The sequence below is a fragment of the Intrasporangium mesophilum genome (assembly GCF_054783095.1).
Window position 1 is genome coordinate 158,372 of sequence record NZ_BAAGRF010000013.1, and the last position, 14,801, is coordinate 173,172.

Below are 14,801 nucleotides of genomic sequence, written 5' to 3' on the forward strand. Positions count from 1 at the left end.
GGCTGTCCGAGCTAGCCGGCCAGCTCGGCGAACGCCTGGTCGTGCCAGAGCAAGGGCCGCCCGACTCCGATGTGCATGGCGGCGACCGCACCGATGACCAGGGTGTGGTCGCCGTGGGCATGCTCCGCCTCGAGGAGGCAGACCGACCAGGCGAGCACGTCCGTCAAGACGGGGACACCAAGGACGGTTCGCACGGCCCGGTCGCTGACCTGGCGGTCATCGTGTGCGGCGAACCGGCGGGCGAGGTCGCGCTGGTCCTCACGAAGTAGGTGCACGCCGAAAGCGCGCCGGGAGCGGATCGCCGCAAGCGTCCGCGACCTGTTGGCCACCGACACGAGCAGCAGGGCGGGCCGCAGCGACACTGACGTGATGGACGAGGCGGTCATCCCGGTCAGCGCAGCGGCATGGCCGTCACCGCGGGCCGTGACCACGCACACCCCCGCCGCCAGTTGTCGGTAGAGGCCCAGCGATCTGGACAGCCCGGGGCCGCCCTCGTCCGCGAGCTCGGCGCCCCACATCACGGCCCCGAGAGGCCCGGGGCGGGCACGACCTCGGCGACCTCGCCGAGCAGGCCCTGCACGATCAGCCGGATGTTGCTGCGTAGCGTGCTCTCCGCGATCGGGTTGAGGATCGCCTCAAGACTGACGATACCGAGGTCGAACGCTGCCTCGAAGACGACGACCGTGCCACCGTTCGCGGCCGGGCTGATCCGCCACTGCCCCCGGAAGCTGTGAAAGTCGCCCTTGAGCTGAGTGAAGGTGATGGTGTTGGCGACCCGGTCGAGCACATCGCGTTCGGTCCACTGCAGCAGGCCGCTGCGGAAGGCGACCGTCCAGCTGGACACGACGGAGCCGTCGGCCTCGGGCTCCTCGACGACCACCTGTCGAACCGTCTCGACCAGGCTCGGATAGCTGGCGAAATCGCTGACCCGCGCGTAGGCCTGTCGATGGTCGACATCCGGGGCGTGGAGGTGGATCGCGACGTTGGGCATGGGTCTACCTTTCGGTTCCGAGCGCAGCGACTGCCGCGCCGAAGGCTGCGAGGAACTGCCCCATCTCGCTCCGATCGAGTACTGCGGGAGGGGTGAAGCGGAGCACCCGCGAGGAATTGAGCGAGTGGCATGAGATGACGCCGCGCTCCACCAGCAGCAGGGCCAGCTCGCCCACCGAGCCAGGGTTGGAGAACTCGACGCCAATGAGCAGCCCGCGCCCGCGGACCTCGACAAGGTCGGCCGGTCGCAGCCGCCGGCAGATCGCCCGGATGCCCTCCAGAAGCTCGGCGCCGACCCGTTCCGCGCGCCGCACGATGTCCTCGTCGTGGATGGCCGCGATGGTCGCCAGCGCTGCGGAGCATGCCAGCGGCGAGCCGGCGAACGTGGACGTGTGCAGGTACGGGTCCTTCGCGAACGGTGCGTACGCCCGCTCCGTGGCCACCATGGCTGCGATCGGCACGACGCCGCCCGACAGGCCCTTGCCCACCAGCAGGATGTCAGGCACGACCTGCTCGGGTTCGACCCCCCACCACGTGCCGAGCCGGCCCATGCCGGTCTGGATCTCGTCGATGACGAGGAGGGCGCCGGCCGTCTGGCAGAGCTCGGCTACTGCGCGGAGGTAGCCGGGGGGCGGGATCACCACGCCGCCCTCGCCCTGGATCGGCTCGAGGATGACGACGGCCCGTTCCGGCACCGACGCGAGCGCCGCATCCATCTGGCCGGCGTCACCGTAGGCGACTTCGGTGACTCCGGGGAGCAGCGGGCGGAAGGGCTGCTGGTAGACAGGGTTCGCGGTGACACTCAGTGCACCGAGGGTCTTGCCGTGGAAGCCGGACGACGTTGTGATGACCGACCTGCAGCCGTGGATCCGGGCGAGCTTCAGCGCCGCCTCAGTAGCCTCGGCTCCGGAGTTGACGAAGTGAACGAGGTCCAGGCCCTCTGGGGTCGTCGCCGCGAGGGCGGCCGCGGCCGCGGCGGTGACCGGTTCGAGGAAGGTGCGGCTGGCCAGTGGGTGGCGGTCGAGCTGCTCGTGCACGGCTCTGACCACGACCGGGTGCCGGTGACCGAGGATGAAGACCCCGTAGCCGCCGAAGTCCAGATACCGTCGACCGTCCGCGACCTCGATCCAGGCACCGGACGACCCGACCTCGACCATCCCGCCGAGGAACTGCCCGACGGCGGCGCGGCCGGCGCCCAGGTGACGGCGGTACGTGGCTAGCAGGTCGCCGCTGACGTCCACGATCGGAGGACCCGAAGTGAGGGTCATGACGCCAGCTCGGGCAAGTCCGCGTCCTCGTCGGCGCGGGCGGGCCGCAGACCCTTGACGTCGGCCCAGAAGCCCAGGGAGAGGTCGAAGGCGCTGTGGAGCCGCTGTCGGGTCACCGCGGCGCCGAGCCCCAGCCCGGGCAGGGATGTCGGCAGTGCGGCCGGCAGCTGGAAGAGCCAGGTCATCTCCAGGAGCTCGGCGAACATCTGCCGCAGCTCGGGGCTGATCGCGTCGGCCATCAGCGGCAGCAACAGCCGGTTCACCGCCTCGGCGGGGATGAAGCGCGGTGCCGACGGGCTGAGCCCGAGCGCGTGCCCGAGCCGAAGCGAGCTGGCCACGATGTCCCCCGCCGTCATCGCGGTCGAGCCGGCTGTCAGCCAGAGCTCCCCTTCTGTATGCCGTTCGCGGATCAGCTCCCCGATCGCCGCGGCGACGACGTCCTGGGGGACGGCGTCGACCAGTGCGTCCTCGTCGCAGGCGATCAGGGGGACCAGGCCTTGGGCGATCAGCCCGGCCACGCGGTGCAGCCCTTGGAAGGCAGCCATGTGGCCGTCCTGCGAGTCGCCGATCACCAGCGAGGGCCGGACGATGACCGTTTGAACGGCGCTGTCGCGGGTGGCCTGCTCGGCCTCGGCCTTCGAGGCGATGTAGGCGCGTGCGCTGGCGAACTCACCGTTGGCACCGCCAGGAGGGTTCGCGACGAACGCGGTGCTGACGTAGATCATCGGCGCTTGCGCGCGTTCGGCCAGCGCCAGCATCGCCCGGGTGCCGGTGACATTGATCTGCCTGATCGTCTCGGCGCTGGCTTTCCAGTTCGTTGCTGCGCCCCCGTGGACCACCAGGTCGACCCCGGCAGTCAGCCGGTCGTAGTCGTGCGGCGTCAGCCCGAGCAGGGGCTCGTCCAGAGAGCCGGTGACCTGGTCGACCCGCGGGTCGGCGAGGTCCCGACGGTGGCGCAGGCAGACGATCCGGTGGTCTCGGCTGAGCTCGTCGATCAGGGCCCGGCCGACGACGCCGGAGGCCCCGGTGAGCAGGACTGTCGGATGCGCGGTTCGCATGGAATGCCTCTTCAGGCGATCTCGAGAGGTGCGCCGGCCAGGTACCCGAGCAGGGGGGCCGCCATCTTGGTACGTGCGGGCGGGTGGAAGCCGAGCCCGTTGACCGCGGCGGCAAGGTAGCCGGTGTCGTCGGAGCTGATGAAGCTGAGCCCGCCGAGCAGCTCGACCGCCTGCGGGACGGTCCGGGCGATCGCGCCCTGGACGGCGTAGCGGACGAAGAGCGACTCGGCCAGCAGGTCGCGGTCACGCTGCCGCTCCGGGATCTGCCGGGCGATGTTCTCGACGGCCGCGACGGCTCCCAGCAGATCGGTGACGACGCGGGCTCGCTCGGCCTCGGGCACCCGCTCGTTGTCCAGGACCCGCTCGACCAGGGCCGCGGTGGCGCCCAGGTAGGACGCCATCATCAGCAGCTCGAACCAGACGAAACCTGTCGTCTGCACATCGTCCAGCCGCTCTCCGGGCTGCAGCTCAGTCCGCACCAACAGCTCGTTCGGCACGAGAACGTCGGTGAGGCTGACCTGGTCGCTCTCGGCGCCGGCGAGGGCGAAGGTGCTCCAAAACGGGGTGATCTCGACGCCCTCGCTAGCCGCCGGGATGAGCGCGACCGCCAGCTGGGTGCCGTTGCCGTCGACACGCGGCACCTGGACGCTGGCCGTCAGCAGGTCCATGGAACGCGCGAGCGAACACGGCCGTTTGACGCCGCTGACCCGCACGCCGCCGTCTACCATCGTGGCCAGCATCGTGGGATGCAGGATCGCGCCCCCGGGGCGACCCTCGGCGAAGCCAGAAGCGATCAGCAGGTTGTTGGTCGCGACGCCCTCGAGAATCATCCACTCCATGCCAGTGGACACCTCGCTGAGCGCGACCAGGCTGGCGACGGAGAAATGGTGCATCGTCGTCGCGATGGCCAGGGACGGCGAGCGCGAGCCGATTGCGAGCTGCACCCGCATTGCGTCGATCGCGCTCGCGCCGCTTCCGGAGTGCTCTGCCGGCACGAGCAGCGCCGGCCCCCCGTGCTCACGAAAGGCGGCGATGCCCTTGCTCTCCGCGCTCTCCAGGTCCGTGAGCATCTCGCCGCACAGGAACTCGTCAAGCCCGGGTAGATACGAGCGCAGCGCTGCACGCTCGTTCGCCAACAGTGTCATCGCGCATCCTCGGGTCGGCAGATCGTGCATAGAGGAGCCGTCCGGGCCCCGATAGATACATCGCAGCCTCCCGTCATGACGACCGCCGCTGCGGGCATTTGGCCGGAGGCCGGCTGCTCGGTGTCCACCAGGGGGACCACGTCCGCTGGACCTGCACCACGTTGTCGACGACGTCGTCGACAACGCCGAGATGGGCGTCGGCGGCGGGTGCCTGGCCGCGCCCTCCGTGACCCGCGAGGCGTGAGACGCCGCGTCCACGATCGGCAACGTGATCGGCTTCGCTGTCGTCCTGGGCCTGTGGGCGATCGTCGACTTCAACCTCGCGGTCACCTTCGTCGTACCGAAGGTATGTAAGGGAGACATCTGACGCACGACAGACACCGAGCCTGGATCGACAGGGACACCATGACCGCCGGCGACCGCCAGGACCCGCAGGACACGGACCGTGAAGATGCCGAGCTGATAGGCGAGAGCCTCGAGCAGGCCGTGTCGACCACGGCTGTCGTCCCGACGGGGCGGGCTCCGCGCGCGTGGGTTCGCGGTTGCCGAAACGCTCCCCCAGCGCGACTCGAGGGCGGCCACCCGTAGGTGGCTTCATACCGCGACGTTCGACAACGTACCCTCAGCCGATGAGCGGATGGGGAGCCGCACACCGTCCCCAGGTCGGTTCCTCCGTTCCGCCACGCTCCGCCACGAACGGCTTGCGAAGGCGGCATTAAGCAGTCCAGGTCATAACGCCGTCGGTAGCCATCGAGGCCTGCCAGCTGGGCGTCACGGGAACCACAATGGGGACTGAAGCCTGGCCCAACCACGAGACCGGAGGAGCCCATGTCGGCCGATGACACCGCGAAGGTCATGGAGGCATACTTCACAGCGATGGGAAGTGGTCACTTCCAACAGTTCCTCACCGACGATGTCACCTGGACCACGATCCAGAGCGACGAAGAGCTCCTGGGGCCGGAAGCGGTCGAAGCGGGCATCATGGGCCTGCACGCTCGCATGACCGGCGTGAAGACTCGTCAACTGTCCGTCGCGGACGGCACGGCATATATCGAAGGAAGCTGCGCCGGCAAGGACGGAAGTTCCCGGATCCCGTATTGCGTCGCCTACGACCTCGCCGGTGACCGGATCGCCGCGATGCGCGCGTACGGTGACATCGCCGTGTTCATGCCCGCGCACGAATAGGCGTTCGCTCATGATCGGTCCGGTGCGAAGGACCGTCTCGGTGGGCCACAATCCCCCTAACGACTGGGCACAACGCACGGAATTGAGTTCCTAAGCGAAGTCAAGCCGCGGTCGGGTTCGTAGGCTGGGGGTTGGCGGGCCGGGATGTTGAAGCGCTCAGCGACTTCTGTGGCACCCGGCTCGTCCTGTGTTTGAGCCGTTGTGGTTTGCGTGTCCCGGTGTTCTTGGCGCGCACGGCGGGGTCGACCTGGTGGTGCTGGGTGACGATGCGTCGGCCTTGGGCTTCGGTGATGACGGTGCCGTCCAGGTCGCGGATGATGTAGGGCTGGCCGGTGCGCAGGCAGGCGCCGATCCTGGTCAGCAGGATCGTGGCGATGTGGCAGATCGCGGAGTCGTGGTGGCGTCCGGCGTTCATCAGTCGCACGTAGTGGGCCGCGAGCTGGGGGTCGGCGCGGCGGGCCATGTCGGCGGCCATGTACGCGGCTTGGCGCAGGGTGCGGTCGCCGGCCTTGGTGATCCCGCCGTGGTGCTCGGCCTGGCCGGATTGGCTGACCTTGGGCACCAGGCCGGAGTAGGAACGGATCGCGGCCAGGCTGGTGAACCGGCGCGGGTCCCCGAGGCGGCCGGTGATGGTCGCGGCCAGGATGGGCCCGACACCGGGTGCGGTGGTGACGATCTGGTCGGGGTCGGCCTGGGTGTACAGCAGGCTCAGGTGGGTCTTGAGCCGGTCGAGCTGGCTGGTGAGCATGAGGGCTTGCTCGGCCTCGATGGCGATGTCGGCGGCCAGTGCGGCGAAGTCCATCCCATTGGTTCCGGCCGGCCCGGTCGGTTCCCACAGGGCCAGTGACTGTCTGGCGGCGTGGATCAGGGCGGCCGCTTTGGGTTCGCGCCACTGGCCGTGGGAGTAGCGAATCAGGAACCGTGTCAGGCGGGTTGGGCCTAACCGGATCAGGTCGTGCGGGTCGGCGTACCGGGCCAGCAGGTGCAGGCTGGCGTTGCCGTAGTCGGTGCCGAGCTGTTCGTACCAGTCCGGGCCGAGCAGCTCCAGCAGTGCATCGATCCGGGCGAAGACCGCGGTCCGGCGTTTCATGATCGATGAGCGCTGCTTGCTGGTGCGGCGCAGCGCGTCGGCGGGTCCGTCCCCGGTGTGCGCGCGCAGGCCCTCGGGGTGTAGCAGCGGGAGCCGGGCCAGCAGCGCGGAGTCGAGCCGGTCGTTCTTGGTGTGCTTGGAGTAGTACGAGCGCAGGTCCGCCGACTGCGTCGTGGGAACGAGCACCACCTTGGCCCCGCGGCGCTTGAACCAGGCCGCGACCGGTGCCCAGGCGTTGCGGGTGGGTTCCATCACGACGGTCAACTCGCCGGGCTCGACGTCGACGTCACGCCACAGCTGCTCCAGGTCATGGGCGCGGGTGAAGAACGTGCGCCCGGTCCAGGCCAGCGAACCGTCCGGACCGGCCAGCGACGCGACATGCGCGGCGCGGCAGGCCAGATCGATCCCGAGTGTCCATCCCACGGCAGGTGCCTCCTACTCGTCGACAACATGGCTCGTCGATTCCGGGTCGGCACCGCCCAGACATTCTGCAAGTAGGAGTCCCGTTGAAGGCTCCAAGTTCCCGAACAGGGACACCGCCCGTCATCAGAGGCCCCCGGCGATGGCCACCCAAAAGCAAGAGATCACAAGGTGTCTCAGCCGCTTGTGTTGAGACCACCACCAGGAGCACATCCAACCTAAATGCCGCGCGGAGGACGTTCGTCCGACCATCCCGCACGTGGGGTGCGGATCTTGTCGCCAATGCCGGCAGGGGTCACGCTCATCGATGACTGCTGATTCGAACATATTGGTCCCGATCCTGCTGCCAGTGCCCGAGCCATTGCGGCTGGCGGCCGCGGCCTACTTGGCCCGCTGCTCCGGTCAGTCATGTGTCCGCACCGAGTCCGACGTGCGCGCCTACCTGACCTGGTGCCGGGAACGGACCCTCGACCCGCTCGCAGCCCAGCGCCTGCACATCGAGCTCTACATCCGGTGGATGCAAGAAGCACACCGGTACAAACCGTCGACCGTCAGCCGCCGCATCGCGGTCATGGCCGGGTTCTATCGCACCTGCGTCAATCGACGCCGTCCCGCCGCACTCACCGGCCGAGCACGTCCGGCGCCCGAACGTGCCCGCCGAATCACCTACCCTCGGGCTGACCCACCTGCAGTTCGAGGCGATGCTCGCGACCGCCCGCTCCTCGGCAAACCTCAACGACTTCGCCATGGTCGCGATGCTCGGCCTCCTTGGGTTGCGCATCTTCGAAGCCTGCGGCGCCAACATCGAGGACCTCGGGGAGGAACACGGCCACCGCGTCCCACGCGTCCTCGGCAAAGGTGGCAAGGTCGTGCTCACCCCGCTGCCACCAGCCGTGGCGCGTGCTATCGACCGGGCCGTGGACAGCCGATCATCCGGGCCCGTTCTGCGCACCAGCCGTGGCACCTGGATGGATCGACACTGCGCCACCCGACGCCTTCACCAGCTCGCCTCAGAGGCAGGCGTCAATGCCGCGCGGACGCACCCACACATGCTGCGCCACACCTTCGTTACGACCATGCTCGACGCTGGCGTCGACCTTCGCGCCGTCCAGATCGCAGCGCGCCACGCCGACCCCCGCACCACCATGCGCTACGACCGAGCCCGCAAGAACCTAGACCGGCACCCTAACTACATCCTCGCCGCGTATATGGCCTCCGGCACCTGACGGAGTCGGGACATGCCGATGCGCGCGCACACCCTGCCGCGAGATTTGGGGCCACCATGATCCGATGGCTCTCGACGAAATTTCGTCATACGATAAACACGTGGTGAGCGACGAGCAGATCCAGCAGTGGGCCGACGAAGCCGAAGCAGGCTACGACGTCGATGAGTTGAAGCGCCGGGGCCGTGGACGACCTGGACGTGGAGCCGAACCTATGCAGGTCGTGGCGGTCCGGCTGACAGCCGAGGAGCTGGAGGCTCTCGACCAGGCGGCAGCCAAGAACCACCTGAGCAGGTCCGAGGCCATCCGGGCCGCGTTGGCCCACTTCGCCGCGTGAGGGTTCACCCGAGCGCGCTCAAGCACGGCCTCTCCTGCGAAGACGCGATCCAGGCTGCAGAGTGGCCACTGTGGATCGAGCCTCTGGATGAAGACGGACCGCCCAAGCGGGAGTTACGCCTGGGGTTCGACACCAGGCCCGCCTCCTGGAAACCGTGGTCTTGGTCTTCGCCAGTGCCGACGAGATGGTGATTCACGCCATGCCGGCCCGCAGGAAGTACCTGGACCTCCTGCCCTAGGGGGTGACCTCCAGGCACGTGGGTCGTCACCGACGAACCCGCTCCGGGTCAAACGAACGTGAGCCCTACCTCCCACGTCGCTCACGCACGCTCATCAGCGTGAGGCGAACGCCCGACCATGCCCCGGTCCGCTCGCTCCTAACAGTGGGGGTGCTGCCGTCGGTACTGTGGCAAGGAAGTGTCCAGCACGGAGGTTCGGCTGATGTACGCAGTGGTGAGGCTCAACGCCTGGGACGATGCGAAGCGGGCTGCGGCGGTCGATGATGTCGCTGAGTTCGACCGGATCCACTCCGAGCAGCCGGGCTTTCTCGGCAGCCTCGTGGTCGACCTGGGTGACGGGCGGACCGTAATCGTCAACCTGTGGGAGTCCGAGAAGCAGGCGACTTCGGCGCTTCCCGTCGTAGGCCCGGCCGTTGGGCGGATGTTGGAGCCGCTGATGACTGAGCCGTCACGACTGGTCGGCGCTGGCGAGGTCATCCAGGGCGCTGAGCTCGTGCATGGCGCGTCCTGAACACGCGGTCACGACCCTGGCGCGGCCATCCGCATCTGTGGCTCTGCGGGCGAACCCCCGACCATCAGCGTGAGGGCATCAGCCCCATCCGCGTAGAGGTCTGCCTTGTGCTTGTTGGTGCCGGCCGATCGTCGTACCGAAAGTATGTAAGGGAGATACCTGACACACGGTAGACACCGAGGCTAGATCGACAGGGACACCATGACCGCCGGCGACCGCCAGGACCCGCAGGACACGACCCGTGAAGAGGCTGAGCTCACCCGCGAGCGCCTCGAGCAGGCTGTGTCGACCACCGCCTGTCGTGCCGACAGGGCGGGGCCGCGCGCGTGGGTTCGCGGTTGCCGAAATGCTGCCCCAGCGCGACTGGAGGGCGGCCACCCGTAGGTGCCTTCGTGTCGTGACGTTCGACAAGTTCCCCTCATGCCGATGACAGCGCAATAGTGGGAGCGTTGGATTGTCGTGCTCAGTGTGGTTTGGCTGAGCCCACGGACGGCATACGGGGTAGGGGTCCTTGTCGAGCTCGGCGGCCACGATCGGCGGTTACTCCACTGCTTGCTCGATTCCGAGGATCCCGTAGATCCCAATGGCGGCGTAGATGGTGAACGCCGTCGCCGCAGCCAGGCACGTCCAGAGAACGCGCCCTCGGCCAAGTCTCTGACCGCCAAGCATGCGCGCAATTGTGACGACCACCACGGCGTCGGTAACGAACATGGCAATGAGCGAGGCAATGCGTACACGATCCCAGTGCCACCCGTGATCCACTCCGCAACGTGACCCATGACGCGTCCACTGCGCCACTTGTCGATCTTCTTGCGCATGCGTGGACCGGCCTTCGCTTCCCAGCTGTCCCAGTGCCGGTCGACCCACGTGCAAAACGCCAGCTCGATAAGGGCGTAGGCGACGAAGCCGGCCGCCAGCGCGACCACCGGATGGACGACGAACACCCCCAGCAGGACAACCGCGCCCAACTTCACCTCACCGGCCACGACCCACGCAAGAATGAGCGCGGCCATGCCACCGGCGCGAACCGCACCCAGTCCCTTCGCCATCGGACCGCGCCCCCTCTCTTGGCACTCGTTCACCGTTGTTCCCGGATCGCGCCCTCGACGACACCTCATCCTCCCGCACGCCACCAGCGACCGCACGTCCCGTGACCGGCGCAGCCACGCACGGTGCATGTCCGCTCATCCGCTGGGCGGCTACGCTCGTGCGACATCTCTGCCGCTGGGCGCGCGAGTCGCTCGTGCCGATGTGCGTCAGTTGTCGACTTCGCAATCCTCAGACTCTTGCCCCGCCTCTTGAAGACCGAGAGCGCAGCCGCAGCCGCATCGAGGAGATGTCGCCACGCGGGTAGCGGCTGGACCTCGCAGAGCGGCGGGTAGTTGTTGGGCACTGCTGAAGCCGCGTCTTCCCACGCCGATGGAAGTGGCCCATGGCTTCAATCTCGGCCTTGGAGTAGACGTCCGAGAGGTCTGTGTCTTCTCTCGGGTTCTTGTAGACCCAGTCCTCCCACTGGTTTATGACCTCATAGGGGACGTGTGCGATCGGAACGGTTCGCTCGTACTGCTGTTGTGCCTCGAACGACGAGGCGAGTTCGCGGTACTCGATGACGCGGTTCCGGACGCGCTGCTCGACGACTCGCCGACTCGGCTGGTCCTGTTCCCCGCTGCGGGTCTACGTCATGCCGGAAGTTTGCCGGACATCGCACTCTCATGGCCGCGTTCAGGGCATCAGCCCCATCCGCCTACAGGTCTGCCATGTGCTTGTTGGTGCCGGCCGATCGTCGTCGTGAAGCTGGCCCGCCAGTGAACGGCGGCACGGTCGCGGCCGGCCCCGGCCGGCTCGCACGGACAGGTCCGCATGCTGACTGGACCGGGTGTATCAGATCAGTCCCTTGTCTCGTCACCATCTGAGCGTGTTCTGCTCGGCGCGCTGGCCACAGCGAAGGAGAACGGCGATGCGACTTGACGATGTCGAGATCAAGGTGGGCCTTGGCAGGGAACAGACGGCCGCCGCAGTGCAGGCCCTCAATCTGGGGGACGTGGAGCCGTGGCGGATCTACTTCGCCGAGGACGTCACTCCCGGACTCGGGTCGCGCACGCCGCTGCTCGACCTGAACGTGATCATCCGCGCCCGCGAAAAGCCGCCGGACGACCCCGACGACGTCACGGTCAAGTTCCGACCTGGACGTCGGTCCCAGCTCAGCGGCGCCTGGCTGAGCTTCACGAAGTCGCACGAGGGCAGCCTCAAGACGGAGCTCAAGATCGAGGAGGACTGGGCCGGTCCGCGTCGCACCCTTGCGATCTCCCTCACCGCGGATCGCCCGACGGGCACTGTCGCCGGAGCAGCCGACGTGTCTGATCTGCTGACGGGCGACCAGCGACGCCTCATCTCCCGGTGCGCTGGGGCCAAGCTCAATCTCAGCACCCTTCGGCTGCTGCCGCCCCTGACTGCGATGCGCTGGCCCGCGTTCCGCGTTCCAGGGCCGGGAGGCTCCGAGCTCAAGGTCCGGGCGGAACGGTGGACGATCGCCCCTCTCGACTTCCTAGAGCTGTCGATCGTCTCCGAGGTCGAGAAGGCTGTGCTCGCCCAGCAGGCGCTCGAGGCGTTCATCGCGGGACTGGACCTGCCACCCGAAGCGCCCGAGGACGAGACCGGCACCAAGACCAAGACGGAGCAGGTCATGCAGCGGCTCGTGGCCTTGGCCACGGCCATCCCTTCGGGCCCTGGGACGTGAGCTCCTCGGCAGACGGCACCCCGGGCGGCCACCGCCCCTCGGGGCGGCTGACCCACGCCAGACCGGCAAGTCGAACCGCGAAAGACCTGGTCTCGGCTGGCCTCGTGATGCTGTGTGTGAGCTATCTGGTCGTCATGTTCTTCGCCGTTCCGGTGTGCGAGGACGAGCTGGCCGATACGGGTTCGGTGGCTACAACTCGCTAAGAGAGCAGAACAAGTCGGGCGCAGATCGGGATGCCGGATTGCGGAATGTCTGGCGGGAGATGGTGGAGACGCTGCGCGACGAGCCCTGAGCTGCGCGGCATACCCCTCGGCGTATGCACCCTGATTTCACCTCACCTAATGGAACCGGTCGCAGTCGCGGGTCCCCTCCACATACACAGCACCGCCACGAGGCAACCGCGACGCATGAAAGGCAACACCGCAGGCGATCCGCCGCGGTGTCGTAGTTCAGGGTATGTGACGGCACTGTCGAGGTCGTCTCGACAAAGGCAGTGCAAGCTGCTCGCATAATTACGACAACGCCATGGCCGAGACCGCCGCCGTCGTTCCCGCATTCCTCGGGTTGGACGTTCGCCGGACGTACGATGAGTCGGTGATAGCGCGGACGTACGACCGGGCGAACCGCTTTCAGCGCGGTATGAGAGCCTTTGCGGCGAGCAAGGCCGGCACATGGGTATTCAAGCGCACACTGCATCATCTCGACCTTCTGCTCGACCGCATGCCGGGCGTGCATCGGACAGCCGCCGAAATCCTCTCTGGTCTGCCCATCGGAATGCTGACCACGACCGGCGCGAAGTCAGGCGCCCCGCGCACCGTGCCGCTGCTCGCGGTCCCGATGGAGGGCGGATGGGGCGTGGTCGCCTCGAGCTGGGGGCGCCGAAAGCCACCGGGCTGGTACTTCAACCTCGCCGCCGACCCGCACGCACGGTTCGACGTCGACGGTGTCGACCACGAGGTAGTTGCGCGGCGCCTTCACGGGAATGAGCGCGAACAGCTTCGCGGCGCGGCACTGACGTACTACGCCGGCTACGCCGAGTACGAGAAACGCGCCGGCGGCCGCGACCTCGGCTTCTTCCTCCTCACACCAGTGCAGACGTAGCAGGCAAGGGCGGCCACGGACACCTCACGATCTCCCCCGCCACACAGGGGGCCCAGTGGGCAGGCCACAGCGTCGACGTCCTGGTCAGAGGCCCTTCTGCGTGCCTGGTGGCAGGTGAAGGATTCGGGCCTTCGTCGCTTTCGCGACGGACCAACTGGGGTTCGGCGGGCTTGCTACGCGTCCTGGCCGTACGCGTCGTGATAGTTCCACCACTGGTATGCCGGGGTCTGCGGGTAGTCCCCGGGCGAGTCCTCCCACGACTCCTGGCGACCCAGCGCGGTGATGTCGAGATAGCTCCAGGTGCTGCCCATGGCCTCGTCACCACGGTTGTTGAGGAAATAGGTGCGAAACACCCGCTCCCCGTCGCGGATGAAGGCGTTCGTGCCGTGCCACTCATCGACTCCGAAGTCAGCATCGAAGTCGTCGGTCAGGGTGTACCACGGGATGAGCTCCCAGCCGTTGCGGGCCTTCAGGTGATCGATGTCCGCCTGCGGGGCCCGCGAGACGAACACCAAAGTGGTGTCGCGCACATTCAGATGCGCCGGGTGCGCTACCTGGTCGGCGAGGAGCGAGCACCCGACACAGGCACGGTCCGGGTAGGAGCCGCCCTCAGCGAAGGTGGTGATGTCCGGGGCGTAGAAGGCGCGGTAGACGATCAGCTGGCGGCGGCCCGCGAACAGCTCGAGAAGGCTCACCGGCCCGTCCGGCCCTTCGAAGCGGTAGTCCTTCTCCACGGCCATCCACGGCATACGCCGGCGTTGGGCAGCCATGGCGTCGCGCGCCCGCGTGAACTCCTTCTCCTTCACCAGCATTCGCTCCCAAGCCTCTTGCCACTCCTGCGGGGAGACGATCGGAGGTGTCTTCATGGCCTGATCCTCCTTCAGCCTGTCGGTGACCGCGTGAGGCAGTCGGGGCTGAGCGGCTTGGATGAGCCATGGTCGGCCGGTCTGCCCCGGCCGCCTTCGCGAGGCCGGCCCGCGACTGCACGTCACCCGCGGCTCAGCACGACGCTCCGCTCCAGACTAGAACTTCCCGACGTGACGTCGCGCCTGCTCCACGATCGCGTCCAGGTCAAGGCCGTAGGCCCTGCGTCCCGTGGCCGCAAACGTTGCCAACCTCACTGCGGCCCGCTCGAAGAGTCGATCGGCCCCGACCCGGTTCCCGCGGGCCGCGTGCGTGACGGCGACGCAGAGTTGCGCAAGTCCCTGCCACAGGTCGCGTTCCTCGGCCGGACCGGCCTTCCACCGTGCCTCGAGGACCTCGTGCGCGGCGAAGGGACGTCCGTTGTCCACGAGCTCTCGAGCTGCCCTGAGTGTCTCGGCCGGCGGCAAGGGCTCCTCCGACACCGGTTCGACCCCTTCGGCGCCGTAGGGCAACGGCCGGCCCAACGCGTCGCGGGGCCTCGCCTGGCGAGCACGACCTCGGGAGTCCCGGTCACGATCAGATCCCGTCACAAGACAAGCCTCCCAAGAAACGAAGCCCGGTAACCCCTCGGCAT

The 14,801-nt window shown here is 67.9% G+C and carries 14 protein-coding genes; 6 read left to right on the plus strand and 8 right to left on the minus strand.

Features of this window, described 5'->3' with window-relative positions; genetic code table 11:
• Positions 1–11: 11 nt before the first annotated feature.
• From ACYVLP_RS12210 to ACYVLP_RS12230, 5 genes are read right to left on the minus strand one after another with little or no spacing between them, the layout of a single operon-like run.
• On the minus strand, positions 12–518 hold the full coding sequence (locus ACYVLP_RS12210) for a flavin reductase family protein (protein WP_460627784.1): 507 nt from the start codon (positions 516–518) through the stop codon (positions 12–14).
• Entirely contained in the window at positions 518–991 is a 474-nt protein-coding gene (locus ACYVLP_RS12215; RefSeq protein ID WP_460627617.1) for a type II toxin-antitoxin system RatA family toxin, read from the minus strand. Before ACYVLP_RS12215 ends, ACYVLP_RS12210 begins: the two co-directional genes overlap by 1 nt.
• A 4-nt stretch (positions 992–995) precedes the next feature.
• Entirely contained in the window at positions 996–2,258 is a 1,263-nt protein-coding gene (locus tag ACYVLP_RS12220; protein ID WP_460627618.1) for an aspartate aminotransferase family protein, read from the minus strand.
• Positions 2,255–3,316 carry an SDR family oxidoreductase gene (locus ACYVLP_RS12225; RefSeq protein ID WP_460627619.1) on the minus strand — a complete coding sequence of 354 codons (1,062 nt, stop codon included), beginning with the start codon at positions 3,314–3,316 and terminating at the stop codon, positions 2,255–2,257. Before ACYVLP_RS12225 ends, ACYVLP_RS12220 begins: the two co-directional genes overlap by 4 nt.
• A gap of 11 nt (positions 3,317–3,327) precedes the next feature.
• The gene (locus ACYVLP_RS12230) at positions 3,328–4,461 is read right to left on the minus strand and encodes a hypothetical protein (RefSeq protein ID WP_460627620.1); all 1,134 of its coding nucleotides are present in this window, start codon (positions 4,459–4,461) and stop codon (positions 3,328–3,330) included.
• Positions 4,462–5,289: 828 nt separating this feature from the next.
• Between ACYVLP_RS12230 and ACYVLP_RS12235 the strand changes: the two genes are divergently transcribed.
• On the plus strand, positions 5,290–5,646 hold the full coding sequence (locus ACYVLP_RS12235) for a nuclear transport factor 2 family protein (protein ID WP_460627621.1): 357 nt from the start codon (positions 5,290–5,292) through the stop codon (positions 5,644–5,646).
• A gap of 100 nt (positions 5,647–5,746) precedes the next feature.
• On the opposite strand, the gene ACYVLP_RS12240 is transcribed toward ACYVLP_RS12235, so the two are convergent.
• Positions 5,747–7,159: an IS110 family RNA-guided transposase gene (locus ACYVLP_RS12240; RefSeq protein ID WP_460627622.1), complete on the minus strand. Its 1,413-nt coding sequence runs from the start codon at positions 7,157–7,159 to the stop codon at positions 5,747–5,749.
• Positions 7,160–7,806: 647 nt separating this feature from the next.
• Here ACYVLP_RS12240 and ACYVLP_RS12245 point away from each other — a divergent pair.
• From ACYVLP_RS12245 to ACYVLP_RS12265, 5 genes are all read left to right on the plus strand, one after another.
• Entirely contained in the window at positions 7,807–8,382 is a 576-nt protein-coding gene (locus ACYVLP_RS12245) for a tyrosine-type recombinase/integrase (RefSeq protein ID WP_460627623.1), read from the plus strand.
• Between the two features lie 64 nt (positions 8,383–8,446).
• Entirely contained in the window at positions 8,447–8,716 is a 270-nt protein-coding gene (locus ACYVLP_RS12250) for a ribbon-helix-helix protein, CopG family (protein WP_460627624.1), read from the plus strand.
• Positions 8,717–9,156: 440 nt separating this feature from the next.
• On the plus strand, positions 9,157–9,465 hold the full coding sequence (locus tag ACYVLP_RS12255; protein WP_460627625.1) for a hypothetical protein: 309 nt from the start codon (positions 9,157–9,159) through the stop codon (positions 9,463–9,465).
• 1,957 nt (positions 9,466–11,422) lie between these two features.
• Positions 11,423–12,202, plus strand: a complete 780-nt coding sequence (locus ACYVLP_RS12260) for a hypothetical protein (protein WP_460627626.1) — start codon at positions 11,423–11,425, stop codon at positions 12,200–12,202.
• Between the two features lie 525 nt (positions 12,203–12,727).
• A complete protein-coding gene (locus ACYVLP_RS12265; protein WP_460627627.1) occupies positions 12,728–13,303 on the plus strand; it encodes a nitroreductase family deazaflavin-dependent oxidoreductase in 576 nt (191 codons plus the stop codon).
• A gap of 173 nt (positions 13,304–13,476) precedes the next feature.
• On the opposite strand, the gene ACYVLP_RS12270 is transcribed toward ACYVLP_RS12265, so the two are convergent.
• Together ACYVLP_RS12270 and ACYVLP_RS12275 are read right to left on the minus strand one after the other, a co-directional pair.
• The gene (locus ACYVLP_RS12270; protein WP_460627628.1) at positions 13,477–14,169 is read right to left on the minus strand and encodes a DUF899 domain-containing protein; all 693 of its coding nucleotides are present in this window, start codon (positions 14,167–14,169) and stop codon (positions 13,477–13,479) included.
• A 156-nt stretch (positions 14,170–14,325) separates the two neighbouring features.
• Entirely contained in the window at positions 14,326–14,649 is a 324-nt protein-coding gene (locus ACYVLP_RS12275; protein ID WP_460627629.1) for a DUF309 domain-containing protein, read from the minus strand.
• Between the last annotated feature and the right edge of the window lie 152 nt (positions 14,650–14,801).

Bases quoted from the DNA above. Each gene is read 5' to 3' on its own strand.
- ACYVLP_RS12210 (WP_460627784.1), bottom strand. From the start codon at position 518: ATGTGGGGCGCCGAGCTCGCGGACGAGGGCGGCCCCGGGCTGTCCAGA.
- ACYVLP_RS12215 (WP_460627617.1), bottom strand. From the start codon at position 991: ATGCCCAACGTCGCGATCCACCTCCACGCCCCGGATGTCGACCATCGA.
- ACYVLP_RS12220 (WP_460627618.1), bottom strand. From the start codon at position 2,258: ATGACCCTCACTTCGGGTCCTCCGATCGTGGACGTCAGCGGCGACCTG.
- ACYVLP_RS12225 (WP_460627619.1), bottom strand. From the start codon at position 3,316: ATGCGAACCGCGCATCCGACAGTCCTGCTCACCGGGGCCTCCGGCGTC.
- ACYVLP_RS12230 (WP_460627620.1), bottom strand. From the start codon at position 4,461: ATGACACTGTTGGCGAACGAGCGTGCAGCGCTGCGCTCGTATCTACCC.
- ACYVLP_RS12235 (WP_460627621.1), top strand. From the start codon at position 5,290: ATGTCGGCCGATGACACCGCGAAGGTCATGGAGGCATACTTCACAGCG.
- ACYVLP_RS12250 (WP_460627624.1), top strand. From the start codon at position 8,447: ATGGCTCTCGACGAAATTTCGTCATACGATAAACACGTGGTGAGCGAC.
- ACYVLP_RS12255 (WP_460627625.1), top strand. From the start codon at position 9,157: ATGTACGCAGTGGTGAGGCTCAACGCCTGGGACGATGCGAAGCGGGCT.
- ACYVLP_RS12260 (WP_460627626.1), top strand. From the start codon at position 11,423: ATGCGACTTGACGATGTCGAGATCAAGGTGGGCCTTGGCAGGGAACAG.
- ACYVLP_RS12265 (WP_460627627.1), top strand. From the start codon at position 12,728: ATGGCCGAGACCGCCGCCGTCGTTCCCGCATTCCTCGGGTTGGACGTT.
- ACYVLP_RS12270 (WP_460627628.1), bottom strand. From the start codon at position 14,169: ATGAAGACACCTCCGATCGTCTCCCCGCAGGAGTGGCAAGAGGCTTGG.